The 12,172-nt window shown below is 56.4% G+C and carries 11 protein-coding genes; 4 read left to right on the top strand and 7 right to left on the bottom strand.

Annotated features, from left to right (window positions below):
- Positions 1-14 precede the first annotated feature (14 nt).
- The 5 genes from miaA to ACXUPB_RS08195 are packed head-to-tail and all read right to left on the bottom strand — an operon-like array spanning position 15 to position 6,387.
- Positions 15-953, bottom strand: a complete 939-nt coding sequence (gene miaA / locus ACXUPB_RS08215) for a tRNA (adenosine(37)-N6)-dimethylallyltransferase MiaA (protein ID WP_035566416.1) — start codon at positions 951-953, stop codon at positions 15-17.
- 54 nt (positions 954-1,007) lie between these two features.
- On the bottom strand, positions 1,008-2,915 hold the full coding sequence (gene mutL / locus ACXUPB_RS08210) for a DNA mismatch repair endonuclease MutL (RefSeq protein WP_472956705.1): 1,908 nt from the start codon (positions 2,913-2,915) through the stop codon (positions 1,008-1,010).
- An 18-nt stretch (positions 2,916-2,933) separates the two neighbouring features.
- Entirely contained in the window at positions 2,934-4,397 is a 1,464-nt protein-coding gene (locus tag ACXUPB_RS08205; RefSeq protein ID WP_472956186.1) for an N-acetylmuramoyl-L-alanine amidase, read from the bottom strand.
- Positions 4,388-4,903 carry a tRNA (adenosine(37)-N6)-threonylcarbamoyltransferase complex ATPase subunit type 1 TsaE gene (tsaE, locus tag ACXUPB_RS08200; protein WP_472956184.1) on the bottom strand — a complete coding sequence of 172 codons (516 nt, stop codon included), beginning with the start codon at positions 4,901-4,903 and terminating at the stop codon, positions 4,388-4,390. The genes ACXUPB_RS08205 and tsaE overlap by 10 nt, the downstream gene beginning before the upstream one ends.
- An 11-nt stretch (positions 4,904-4,914) precedes the next feature.
- Positions 4,915-6,387 (bottom strand): NAD(P)H-hydrate dehydratase, encoded by a 1,473-nt coding sequence (locus tag ACXUPB_RS08195; protein WP_472956703.1) that lies wholly within the window; start codon positions 6,385-6,387, stop codon positions 4,915-4,917.
- Positions 6,388-6,484: 97 nt separating this feature from the next.
- On the opposite strand from ACXUPB_RS08195, the gene queG reads away from it, so the two are divergent.
- Complete coding sequence (gene queG / locus ACXUPB_RS08190; RefSeq protein WP_472956182.1) at positions 6,485-7,612, top strand: tRNA epoxyqueuosine(34) reductase QueG; 1,128 nt, start codon at positions 6,485-6,487, stop codon at positions 7,610-7,612.
- Between the two features lie 4 nt (positions 7,613-7,616).
- Here queG and orn read toward each other — a convergent pair whose 3' ends face one another.
- Complete coding sequence (gene orn, locus ACXUPB_RS08185; protein ID WP_472956180.1) at positions 7,617-8,222, bottom strand: oligoribonuclease; 606 nt, start codon at positions 8,220-8,222, stop codon at positions 7,617-7,619.
- A gap of 164 nt (positions 8,223-8,386) precedes the next feature.
- Here orn and rsgA point away from each other — a divergent pair, with 164 nt between their 5' ends.
- Genes rsgA through asd form a run of 3 tightly spaced genes read left to right on the top strand, consistent with a single transcriptional unit; the run spans position 8,387 to position 11,111 of the window.
- On the top strand, positions 8,387-9,406 hold the full coding sequence (gene rsgA / locus ACXUPB_RS08180; RefSeq protein ID WP_472956178.1) for a small ribosomal subunit biogenesis GTPase RsgA: 1,020 nt from the start codon (positions 8,387-8,389) through the stop codon (positions 9,404-9,406).
- Positions 9,407-9,424: 18 nt separating this feature from the next.
- Positions 9,425-10,267, top strand: a complete 843-nt coding sequence (locus tag ACXUPB_RS08175; protein ID WP_472956177.1) for a sulfurtransferase — start codon at positions 9,425-9,427, stop codon at positions 10,265-10,267.
- A 10-nt stretch (positions 10,268-10,277) separates the two neighbouring features.
- Entirely contained in the window at positions 10,278-11,111 is an 834-nt protein-coding gene (gene asd, locus ACXUPB_RS08170) for an archaetidylserine decarboxylase (protein WP_179914795.1), read from the top strand.
- Here the strand turns inward: asd and epmA are convergent.
- Entirely contained in the window at positions 11,108-12,088 is a 981-nt protein-coding gene (gene epmA / locus ACXUPB_RS08165) for an EF-P lysine aminoacylase EpmA (protein WP_179914794.1), read from the bottom strand. The genes asd and epmA overlap by 4 nt on opposite strands.
- Positions 12,089-12,172: the final 84 nt, after the last annotated feature.

The raw sequence follows: 12,172 nt of genomic DNA, 5'->3' as shown, positions 1-12,172 counted from the left end.
AGAACTATCTTACGCTAAGCACCGCTTTCACGCACGAGTTTCAACACCTTATCAAGCGCGTCAGGGTGCTGCGAATCCACCCATTCAAGCGATGGCCAGCTTCTTAACCACGTTAGCTGACGCTTTGCGAGCTGGCGAGTCGCGATTATACCCCGCTCTACAAGCGTGGCGTAATCATACTCACCTTCCAGATACTCCCACACTTGACGATAACCAACACTCTTCATCGCCGGTAGGCCTAAATGTAAGTCATTACGCTTTTTGAGGGCAGTGACTTCATTTATCAAGCCCTCATCCATCATTAGCTCAAAGCGCTTAGCGATACGTTGGTGCAAAAGGGCACGATCACTAGGTGCCAACGCTATCGACAACACGCGCCATGGAAAGGTTTCAGGCTGTTGCTCCGCCCATAACTCACTCATTGGCCGACCGCTGGCATAATACACTTCTAGCGCACGTATTAAGCGTTGAGGATCATTGGGATGGATACGCTGAGCAGAAACTGCATCCACTTCGGACAACCGTTTATGCAGCGACTCCAGCCCCTCATATTGCCATTGTGTTTCAAGTTGTTGCCGTATGACCGGATCAGCAGAAGGTAAACTGGCCACCCCCTCTATCAGCCGCTTGTAATAAAGCATGGTACCGCCAACCAATAGAGGAACCCGGCCCGCCGCGCTGATTTGTCGCATCAGCTCTATCGCATCTTCACGGAAGTCAGCCGCTGAATAGGGCTCTGCAGGATCGCGGATATCAATCAAGTGATGGGGTGCGCGAGCAAGTTCAGCGGCACTAGGTTTGGCGCTACCAATATCCATACCGCGATACACCATAGCTGAATCAACACTGATCAGTTCATGCCCTAAGCGCTCATGCAGCGCGATCGCGGTATCGGTTTTCCCGGCCGCAGTCGGACCCATCAAAAAAATTGCCCAAGGGCGCGTATCAGCCATGCGCGGGTAGTGCTCCACTATTTTTCAGAAATTAAATTGTCGTTCGTCATGCTGCTATTGGCCTCTTAAGAACAACCGATCAAGTGCTTTTAGCCCCATCTGTGTCCAGGTGGGTCGGCCGTGATTGCACTGATCACTGCGCTCCGTGCGCTCCATGTCGCGCAACAGCGCGTTCATTTCGTCGATCGTAAGCCGCCGATTAGCACGTACGCTGCCATGGCACGCCATGGTAGAGAGTAGCTCATGTAGCCGCGCCTCGACCTGATGAGTGCGCCCATAGCGCGCCAACTCCTCTAGCATTTGTCGCACTAAAGCCTCAGGGTCCGCCTGAGAGAGCAACGCTGGCAACTGGCGCACCAGCAGTGTTTCCGGTCCGGCAACATCCAGCTCAATGCCCAGCTTGGCAATGGCCTCTTGCTCGCTCTCAGCCGTCGCCACTTCTGCCCGACTAGCGGCGATAGAAACCGGCACTAGCAGCGGCTGGGCATCTAATCCTTTAGCAGCCGCTAGCTGTGTTTTCATACGCTCATAGACAATTCGTTCATGAGCGGCATGCATATCCACCAGCACCAACCCCTCAGCGTTTTGAGCCAGAATATAAATGCCGTGCAACTGTCCCAACGCAAACCCCAGCGGCGGTGGTGCAGTGGGATCGTTGTCGGGCATGGACAGGGGCGCTTCACGCACCTCGCTACCTCGCTCACCAGGAGCGCTCGTCTGCGGTGTTAACAGCGTCTCTTCGTGATTGGGATGGAGCGCCTGATAACCCTGCATAAAGCGGCGCACACGCTCTGCACCAGGGTGACGATCCGGCGAGTGGGTCAGCGCAATCCCCTGCTGCTGCCAACGGGGCTGTTCAGCGTTCGCTTCTGAAGCCGCGCCCTGTGCCAATGCGCCTGACGTGTCAGCCACCTCGCCCCCCCCCTCCCCTGGGGTCTCGGCGGGTTTAGCGGACGCCAGGGAGTGGTGGAGGCTCGAATAGAGAAAATCGTGAACCATACGACCATCACGAAAGCGCACTTCATGCTTGGTGGGGTGGACGTTTACGTCCACAACGTCTGGATCAAGCTCCAGATAGAGCACAAACACCGGATGCCGACCGTTAAACAGCACATCGCGATACGCCTGACGCACCGCATGGGCCACCAAGCGGTCACGCACCACACGGCCATTAACGAAAAAGTATTGTTGATCAGCCTGAGAGCGGGAGTGAGTCGGCAGCCCCACCCAACCACTTAACCGCAAACCGCCCGCTTCGCGTTCGATATAGCGGGCGTGCTCGATAAATTTTTTGCCCAGCAGCGAGGTAATACGCCGCTCCCGGGCCGCCGCGGAGTGACCTGAGGGCAGCTGGTGAATGACTTTTTGGTTATGGCGCAATACCCAGGCGATGTCGTAACGCGATAGCGCCTGACGGCGAAACGCCTCTTCCACATGGGCAAATTCGGTCTTTTCGGTACGTAGAAACTTGCGACGAGCGGGAGTGTTAAAAAATAGATCTCGCACGCCGACGCTAGTACCACGGGGGTGCGGCGCAGGGGTAACCCGGGCCTCCATTCCGCGCCCTTCCGCGACCACCCGCCAACCATGACGGGGGTCCTCTTCGGCGTTGGAAATCAGCTCTAGCCGAGCGACAGAGCTAATGGATGCCAGCGCCTCCCCCCGAAAACCCAACGAGCTAACGCCTTCCAAGTCCTCCAGGCTTCCGATCTTACTGGTGGCATGGCGGGCCAGGGCCAACGGCAAATCCTCTTCGCCAATGCCAATACCATCATCGCGCACCTTAATCAGCCGTGTGCCACCCTGCTCGATCTCCACTTCGATGCGCTGACTTCCCGCATCAATCGCGTTTTCAATCAGCTCTTTAGTGACCGATGAAGGGCGCTCCACCACCTCACCAGCGGCAATCTGGTTGGCCAACCGTGGGTCGAGCACATGAATACGCGGCGCGGTAGCGGTCATTTCAGTCAACGCGACACCTCAGGAACTGGGAATTTGTAATACTTGGCCAACGCGAATCACGTCACCATTCAAATCGTTGGCTTGTCTCAACTGATTGACCGGCACGCCATGGCGTACGGCAATCGCTGACAAGGTATCGCCTGACTGGATACGGTACTCATTACCTGAAGGACTACGCTGATTATCCCGTTGCCAGGCAAGCAAACTGGCGGGCGGTGGGTAGCGCTGGAAGTGGTCGCGCAGACCGCTGAAAATGGCCTGGGACAGCCCCGCCTGGTGAACCGGGTCGCGTAGGCGACGCTCTTCGTCCGGGTTGGAGATAAAACCCACCTCAACCAACAGCGAGGGAATGTCGGGAGACTTCAGCACCATAAAGCCAGCCTGCTCGACGCGGGTTTTATGCAACCGATTTACTCGGCCCAGTTGCTCTAATACCTGACCGCCGATCGACAGCGAATCGTTCAATGTGGCCGTCATGGTCAAATCTAACAGTACACCGCGCAACACTTGATCCTTATCACGTAACGACAGGTTGCCATCAACACCGCCAATCAGATCAGAACGGTTTTCACTGTCCGCCAGCCACTGGGCGGTTTCCGATGTAGCGCCTCGTTGAGAGAGCGCATAAACCGAGCTGCCTTGAGGGCGTGGGCTAGTAAAGGCATCGGCGTGCACCGAGACAAAAAAGTCAGCTTTTTGCTCACGCGCCAACGCGGTACGTTGACGCAATCCAATGTAGTAGTCGCCATCCCGCACTAATACTGCTTTAAAACCTTCGGTGTTATTAACTTCAGACGCCAAACGGCGGGCTATCTCCAGCACCACATCTTTCTCGCGCGTGCCCGAAGGCCCAATAGCGCCTGGATCTTCCCCACCATGGCCGGCATCGACGGCAATGATAATATCCCGACGCGGATGGGGCCGGGCTTCTTGCACCTGAGTCGGCGATTCGTTGCGAGGAGGCTCTACGTTACCCGGTAGTTGAGTTTGAGCCGAGGCGCGCTGGGCCTGAATTTCCTGTTCACGAATCATCGCCTCAATGGGGTCAATAGGGTTCTCAACGGCGCTTTCGCCTGGATATTCAAGATCAACAACCAAGCGATGGCCGTATTGGTCATTCGGGGTCAGCGTAAAATGCCGCGGCTCTATTGTCCGATTAAGCTCAAGCACCACCCGCAAACCACCGCCTTCCCGAGTGCCGGTGCGTACCGACGTAATGGCGCTATCGTGCAACGGCAGCGTGCTCGGGTCGGTGTCCATTTGCGTATCGTCTAAATCGATCACCAGCCGCGCAGGGTTCTCCAACGAAAACACATTAGCGTTGGTAGCAGCGGACAGATCAAATACCAGACGCGCATGATCAGGTGCCGCCCAAAGACGCAAACTCTCAACGCTCGATGCTTGGACGTTAAACGCCGCCAAAGTAAGGAAACTGACGGCTAATAATCGATATACGCGGGCCACTGCGGCCTTCATTTCCATTGAATCACACCACTCTCCAGATGATCGTCACTTGACTTACTTGCCTCCCTGATCTGGCTCTGCAATAACGCCAACATGTGAGTGCCTAGATCACTACACGCTGATAAGGAGGCTAAGCGCCCTTGAGTCGTCACTTCTAAATAGACGCGAAGATCAGGCATTGGCAACCACCCTTCCCCGCGGCTTGGCCACTCAATAATGGTGAGTGCATCGTCAGCTAACACATCACGACCACCGATAAACTCCAGCTCTTCAGGGTCTGACAAGCGGTACAAATCCAGATGATAAATTCGCTGGGAGCCCAGCTCATAAGGCTCTACCAAGGTATAAGTGGGGCTTTTAACTGCCCCTTGATGACCATAAGCCCTCAAAATACCGCGTGTTAACGTGGTTTTACCCGCACCTAGCTCACCTTCCAGATACACTAACCCCCGACCTTGCAACATGTGCCCCAGCGCTTCGCCAAACGCGACCTGAGCCTCTTCATTGTCTAATTGCACCTGCATCTGAGCTGCCTTCACGGGTTAATCAATATTCGCGCATAGGATGCCAGATCACTGGCCAGCAGGCCACGCTCGCCTTCTCGTTCTGCCGCTCGATCAGCTGCTAACGCATGCACCATGGTGGCTAGCCAAGCGCTAAATTCAACATCACCGCGCTGCGCAACCAGCGCTCCCAGCATGCCGCTAAGTACATCGCCCATCCCGCCGCTGGCCATGCCCGGGTTGCCGTAAGGACACACTACCAAACCACAGGGGCCAGCGATTAAACTGCCCGCGCCTTTTAGAATCACCACGCCGCCCCGGGCGCGTTGCAATGCCTGAGCAGCGGCAGGTCGATCTGCCTGAATATCGGCCACCTCACAGCCCAGCAGTCGTGCGGCTTCACCAGGGTGCGGGGTCAATATCCAGTTATCGCGACGAACCTCCGGCCACTGACGCGCCAATAGGTTAAGCCCATCAGCATCTACCACCAGCGGCGCATCTGACTGAAGCGCACTCTGAAGCACCGCCTGCCCCCAGGCAGCCTGCCCCAGCCCGGGCCCCACTACCACGACGTCAGCGTTATTAGGCAGCTCTGCGGCCTCAGCGCCACCGCGTACGCCATGGGCCATCACTTCCGGGCAACGTACCAAACTCGCAGTGATATGCTCCGGGGCTGTTGCTAAGCTTACTTTACCCGCCCCCAAGCGGGCGGCGGCTTGGCAGGCCAGCAGCGCCGCACCACCGAAACCAGGGGCGCCGCCCATCACCAGCACGTGTCCCATGTCACCTTTGTGGTTAGTGCGCAGGCGTGGCGCAAAGGCATCTGCCAATAGCGAATCATCAAGACGCCAAGCTGTGGGGGGAATGTCAAAATAGGCCTGGGCTTTGACGCCCAAGGGGCGAAAATCGATCTCGCCGGTATAGGCCGGCGCCTCCCCTGTATGCAAGCCCACCTTATCGCCAATAAAGGTCACCGTGCAGGCGGCTTTAACAGCAATACCCAGCACAGCACCGGTGTCTGCGACTAATCCTGAGGGAATATCAATTGCCAGTACCGACCGCTGCGCGGCATTGATCATTTCGATAGCACGCTTGAAGCGTCCCTCTACCTCACCGGTCAAACCGGTACCCAACAGCGCATCGACAATCACTTCGCCGGTGAGCTCGATCCCAGCGTGCCACTCCTCGCAGCCCACCCCAGCGGATGTTGCCAACTCTGCTGCACGGGCCGCATCGCCGCTTAGCTCGACTAGGGGCTTCAGCGTAATTCGCTGTACCTTAAGGCCGGACTGCATGGCCAGCGCTGCCAACACGTGACCATCGCCACCGTTATTACCACTCCCACACATCACGGTTAAACTACGCACTTGTGGCCAGCGGGAGCGGAAACTATGCCAGGCACTTGAAGCAGCGCGCTGCATTAGCGCAAAACCATCAATGCCGCCGGCAATGGTGCGACGATCCAGTTCCCGCACCTGGGCGGATTTATATAGAGGGCGTAGCATGGAAGTACTCGGGACTGTCACGATCGCTCCTTTCACATGTTTTGATGGCTACCAATGCGTTAGCATAGCGCGCTTAATACCTTGCTGTTGATTGACTATGTCGAATTCCACTGCCTTTGCACGTTCTGATGGTGCAATGACTGACCAGAAACTTGCTCGCCTTGCCGACCTGATTAAAATCTGGGGGCGAGAGCTGGGTTTTCAGCAAGTGGGCATCACCGATACCGAGCTGTCTGCTCATGAAGACCATCTCAACGCGTGGCTGGAAAAAGGCTATCACGGCGAAATGGGCTTTATGGCCAAGCATGGCACCAAGCGCACTCGCCCTGAGGAGCTGGAGCCCGGTACTCAGCGCATTGTCAGCGTACGTATGGATTACTTGCCCGCCGAGGTCGAGAGCACCAAGGTGCTCGGTCAGCCCAGCCGCGCCTATGTATCGCGCTACGCCCTTGGCCGTGATTATCACAAGCTAATCCGCAAACGGTTAGCCCTATTAGCAAAAAAAATTGAGCAAGAAGTCGGTGACTTTGGTTATCGCGCTTTTGTCGACTCAGCGCCGGTCATGGAGCGCGCTCTGGCCCAAAAAGCGGGGTTAGGCTGGTTTGGCAAAAACGCCATGCTGCTCAACCCTAAAGCGGGCTCGCTGTTCTTTCTTGGCGAACTTTATACCGACCTGCCGCTCCCCATTGACGCACCGTTTGAGCACGAACACTGCGGTAGCTGCAGCGCTTGCCGCACCGCCTGCCCCACCGGCGCCATCGTCGACGATAAAGTGGTCGACTCCCGCAAGTGCATTTCGTATCTCACCATTGAGCTTCACGGGGCGATTCCGGTTGAGTTTCGCCGCGCCATGGGCAACCGTATTTACGGCTGCGACGACTGCCAACTGGTCTGCCCTTTTACTCGCTTTACCCATATCACCCAGGAAGATGACTTTGCGCCGCGCCATGACTTAGACCGCGCATCGCTTATTAGCCTGTTTGGCTGGGGCGAAGCGGAATTTCTGGATAAAACCGCCGGCAGCCCCATTCGGCGCATTGGCTACCAGCGCTGGCTGCGCAATATCGCCATTGGCCTGGGCAACGCGCCCTGGAGCGAGGCCGTTGAAGCCGCACTCTGGGCGCGCAGAGCCTACCCAAGCTCGCTGGTGCGTGAACACGTCGCCTGGGCGCTTAAGGAGCAGCGCCTCAAACGCGGTGAGCTAATTACTACTGACGGGGCTTAAACGCTTACTCTTCTTCATCGCTGCTCTGCTCAACGCGTAAAAAAGTACTGCGATAGTGGGCTAGCTCAGCAATCGACTCTTTAATATCGTCCATCGCCAGGTGCACATTCTGCTTACTAAAGCCCGCTAACGCGCCGGGGTTCCAGCGTTTAGCCACCTCTTTCAATGTCGAAACATCGAGATTGCGGTAGTGGAAAAAATTGAGCAGCGCAGGCATCTCACGCTCCAGAAAACGACGATCCTGGTGGATGCTATTGCCGCACATGGGCGATGAACCCGCCACCGCGTACTGCTGCAGAAATGCCAGGGTTTGCTGCTCAGCTTCAGCGGTTTCCACTTGGCTGGCTTTCACCCGTGCAACTAAGCCTGAATCGCCGTGGGTTTTCTGGTTCCAGTCATCCATTTGCGCCAGCAAACTGTCGGGCTGTTTCACCGCAATGATTGGCCCTTCCGCCACCACGTTCAAACCCGCATCCGTAATGAGTGTGGCTACTTCAATTATGCGCTCTTTATTTGGGTCGAGACCGGTCATCTCGAGATCAATCCACACCAGCAGATCATCCCGTGGCGCCGTTTTTCCTTCTGTTGCACCCGTCGTTTCGTTGCTCATTACCATTATTCCTTTGCCTAAATGCGTATAACATCTAGCAAGTGTGCCTTAATTTGGCCCGTCAAGCAGCTAGACAGGCCTACTTGGCGTCTAGGCGTCTAGATAAATACAATGACACCTTTGCTAGGTACAATGGAGCCTATTGTACCTAGCATCGGGTAGACATGAGCAAACGTAAATTAAGTCGTCAGCAGCAGTGGCGAGTCGATAAAGTCCAGGCGGAACGTGCCCAGCGCGCTGAAAAGCGCGACGTGCAAGACGCTGAAAAACTTGCCGCCGGCGAATACGGTGCCGAACAGCCGGGCCGTGTCGTTGCTCACTTTGGACGCACCCTTGAAGTGCGCAATAGCGATAATGAACCTGTGCGCTGCCACTTGCGCGCCAATCTGGACGGTCTGGTCACCGGCGACCGAGTGATATGGCGCGCAGGGCAAGAAGGCTCCGGCGTAGTGGTGGCCCGTGAAGAGCGCAATAGCGTACTTAAGCGCCCCGACGCTCGCGGCCTGCTCAAACCGGTGGCCGCCAATATTGATCAGCTATTGATTGTATTTGCAGTCGAACCCGCGCCTCACGCCAACCTTATCGACCGCTATTTGGTTGCCGCCGAAGCCACCGGCATAGCGCCAGTGCTGGTGCTGAATAAAACCGATCTACTGCCAGAAGATGGTGGCGAGCTGGGCAAATTATTAGAGCGCTATCGCGACTTGGGTTACCCCGTAGTGCGCACCACCACCGCCACCGAAACCGGACTGGATGATCTGCGCAGCCAGCTCGAAGGGCGCACCTCGGTTTTTGTCGGTCAAAGCGGCGTGGGCAAGTCTTCGCTTATCGACCTGCTGCTACCTGATGAAACCCTGCGCATTGGCGCGCTCTCGGAAGACTCCCGCAAAGGCACTCACACCACCACCACGGCACGCCTCTATACCATGAGTCGCGCTGAAGTGGCCGACGGCGATGTCATCGACTCACCGGGTATTCGCGAGTTTGGCCTGGTGCACCTCAACGAGCAGGAAGTTACCGACGGCTTTATTGAGTTTCACGACTATATTGGTCATTGCCGCTTCCGCGACTGCCGCCACCGTAATGAACCCGGCTGCGCTTTACTCGCCGCCGTGGATGCAGGCAAGATTCATCCAGCCCGCTTTGCCAGCTATCGGCGCATTCTCGATAGTTTGGATGGCTAACGTTGACAGGAGTTACCCATGAGTATTGAGCGCCAATCGTCGGAATCCAACCAGCTACCGCTGATCGTTGAACCCGAGCAGCTGCAAGAGCACTTAGATGACCCGCAACTACTGATTATCGATGTGCCGGTCAACGGCGACAGCTATCGCCAGGGCCATGTGCCGGGCGCTATTTTTCTCGATTTCCGCTATTTGATGCGTGGTGAAGGGCCGGTACCCAGCGACGTTCCCAGCGTTGAGGCACTATCACGTTTGTTCAGTACACTGGGACTAACCCGCGATACTCACGTAGTAGCTTACGACGACGAAGGCGGCGGCTGGGCAGCGCGGCTACTCTGGACACTCGATTTGATCGGCCATACTCGCTACTCCTACTTAAACGGCGGCATTCACGCCTGGCGCGATGCGGGCCTGGAAGAGAGTACTCAACCGACCGCCCCAACCCCCAGCGAATACCATGCTGAGGTTCTCAACCCCCAAGCCCTGATTACCTGCGACGAAATCAAACAGAAGCTCGACGATAAGCAGTTTGCGGTATGGGATGCGCGCTCCAAAGAGGAGTACGATGGCGTACGTGGCAACAACAAGCACCTGGGCCATATCCCAGGAGCGGTCAATATGGATTGGCTCCTCGCCATGGACCGCACCCGTGCGCTACGTATACGCGATTACGCCGAGCTCATCACCGAGCTAGGCGCCTTGGGCCTCACGCCCGACATGGAAATTGCTACCCACTGCCAAAGCCATCACCGCAGCAGCTTTACCTGGCTGGTGGGCAAGGCGCTAGGCTTTAATATGCGCGGCTATGCGGGCTCCTGGGGTGAATGGGGCAACCGCGACGACACACCGGTTGAGAAGTGAAAATATTACTGTGACTCTTTCCCAAAAAGCCTTTTCGCTACTCCAGTATCCGCTGCCCCAGCACGCGCTATCGCGCCTGACCGGCAAGTTTGCCCAGTGTGATAATCCCTGGGTAAAAAACACCTTGATTAAAGCGTTTATAAAACGCTTTAACGTTGATATGAGCCAGGCGCTGGAACCAGACCCCACTGCTTACGCCACATTTAACGACTTTTTCACCCGTGCACTTAAAGCCGATGCGCGGCCCGTGGGAGAAGGCATCCTCAGCCCCGCCGATGGCACGCTTTCCCAATACGGACGCCTACAGGCCGGACAACTGGTGCAGGCCAAAGGCCACACCTACTCCGCGCAAACCCTGCTCGGCGGCGATACGGCACTGGCAGAAGAGTTCTTAGGCGGCAGCTTTGCCACCGTTTATCTCTCGCCAAGGGATTACCACCGGGTGCACATGCCGGTGACGGGGACGCTTAGGGAAATGATCTACGTGCCGGGGCGGCTCTTCTCGGTCAACCAAGCCACCGCCAACTACGTGCCCGGCCTCTTCGCCCGCAACGAGCGCTTAGTATGTATCTTTGATACCGAGCACGGCCCTATGGCGATGGTACTGGTTGGTGCGATGATCGTCGCCGCTATCGAAACCGTCTGGTCAGGGCAGGTGACGCCGCTTTCTGGTTACCCACAGCGCATGCAGTTTGGGCAGCCCATAGTGCTGGAAAAAGGCGCTGAGATGGGCCGTTTCAAGCTTGGCTCCACGGTCGTGATGTGCTTTGCTAACCCCGTCAACTTTGAAGAGCGTCCTCTGGCGACAATGGTCAGCATGGGAGAGTCGTTAGGTAATCACTAGCAATTAGGCGTTGAGAATGTAAGCACGTCTTCCAGGCGTGCTTTACCCAGTGCCAGTTGAATAAGACGATCAACCCCCAGGGCGACACCAGCACCTTCAGGCATCCCATGCTCAAGTGCGGCCAACAGGTACTCATCAACGTCTACCTCAGGCAAGCCTAAGCGGCGGCGTTCAACGTTGTCTTCAGCAAAGCGTGTGCGCTGTTCCTCTGCATCGGTCAGCTCATCGTAGCCGTTAGCCAACTCAATACCGTTCAGATAGATCTCAAAGCGGGAAGCCACCCACTCACCGTCTACGTCTTGATGGCGTCGCGCCAGAGCTGCTTGGCTAGCAGGATAATCAATCACCACACTTAGCTCTTGCTGGCCTAACTGTGGCTCGATTACAACGCTCATTAACAGGTCAAGGCACGTCTCGCGGCTTTCATCGGCTAAGGATTGGATAGGCATTTGCGCACGCTCGGCAGCTATCGCCCGCAGTCTATCCAGCGAGGTGGTGAACGGATCAACCTCTACGTAAGTATGAAACAGCTCCCGGTAGCGGTAATGCACAAGCGGGCCGGGAAAACTGGGCAGCAGTGACATAATGAGCGTCGCGGTCTCATCAATCAGTTGATCCAGCGTAAACTGTGGCCGATACCACTCCAGCATAGTGAACTCGATATTATGCCGGGCGCCGATCTCACCATCGCGAAAACTGCGCGCAAGCTGAAAGATCGGCCCACAGCCCGCTGAGAGCAAGCGTTTCATATGGAATTCAGGGGAGGTTTGCAGCCATAGACGGCGCTGCCCCTTGTCCGTGCGCGCCAAGGTGTGTAGCGAGACCAAGTGCACATCCGTGCTGCCCCCCTGCCCCAGCACTGGTGTTTCCACTTCTAGCACGTCACGCTGGGCAAAAAAAGCGCGCACTTTGGCCATTAACCGCGCTCGCTCACGGAGCGTCTCAATAGACGCTGAGGGTTGCCAATCAATGGCCATAACGACTCCTTGAAAAAAACCACCTTAAACAATAATGGCCACGCACATAGCGTAGCCATTAAGACATGCAAGCGCCCTAAAAAG

It is taken from the genome of Vreelandella sp. DA03-1M, from assembly GCF_055725665.1.
Note: the sequence above shows the minus strand (reverse complement) of the source record. Positions and strands in the feature narration are given on the sequence as shown.

Coding starts and splice junctions, on each gene's coding strand:
- miaA (WP_035566416.1), bottom strand. CDS start 953: ATGGCTGATACGCGCCCTTGGGCAATTTTTTTGATGGGTCCGACTGCG.
- epmA (WP_179914794.1), bottom strand. CDS start 12,088: ATGGCCATTGATTGGCAACCCTCAGCGTCTATTGAGACGCTCCGTGAG.
- ACXUPB_RS08175 (WP_472956177.1), top strand. CDS start 9,425: ATGAGTATTGAGCGCCAATCGTCGGAATCCAACCAGCTACCGCTGATC.
- queG (WP_472956182.1), top strand. CDS start 6,485: ATGTCGAATTCCACTGCCTTTGCACGTTCTGATGGTGCAATGACTGAC.
- ACXUPB_RS08195 (WP_472956703.1), bottom strand. CDS start 6,387: ATGCTACGCCCTCTATATAAATCCGCCCAGGTGCGGGAACTGGATCGT.
- tsaE (WP_472956184.1), bottom strand. CDS start 4,903: ATGCAGGTGCAATTAGACAATGAAGAGGCTCAGGTCGCGTTTGGCGAA.
- mutL (WP_472956705.1), bottom strand. CDS start 2,915: ATGACCGCTACCGCGCCGCGTATTCATGTGCTCGACCCACGGTTGGCC.
- ACXUPB_RS08205 (WP_472956186.1), bottom strand. CDS start 4,397: ATGGAAATGAAGGCCGCAGTGGCCCGCGTATATCGATTATTAGCCGTC.
- orn (WP_472956180.1), bottom strand. CDS start 8,222: ATGAGCAACGAAACGACGGGTGCAACAGAAGGAAAAACGGCGCCACGG.
- rsgA (WP_472956178.1), top strand. CDS start 8,387: ATGAGCAAACGTAAATTAAGTCGTCAGCAGCAGTGGCGAGTCGATAAA.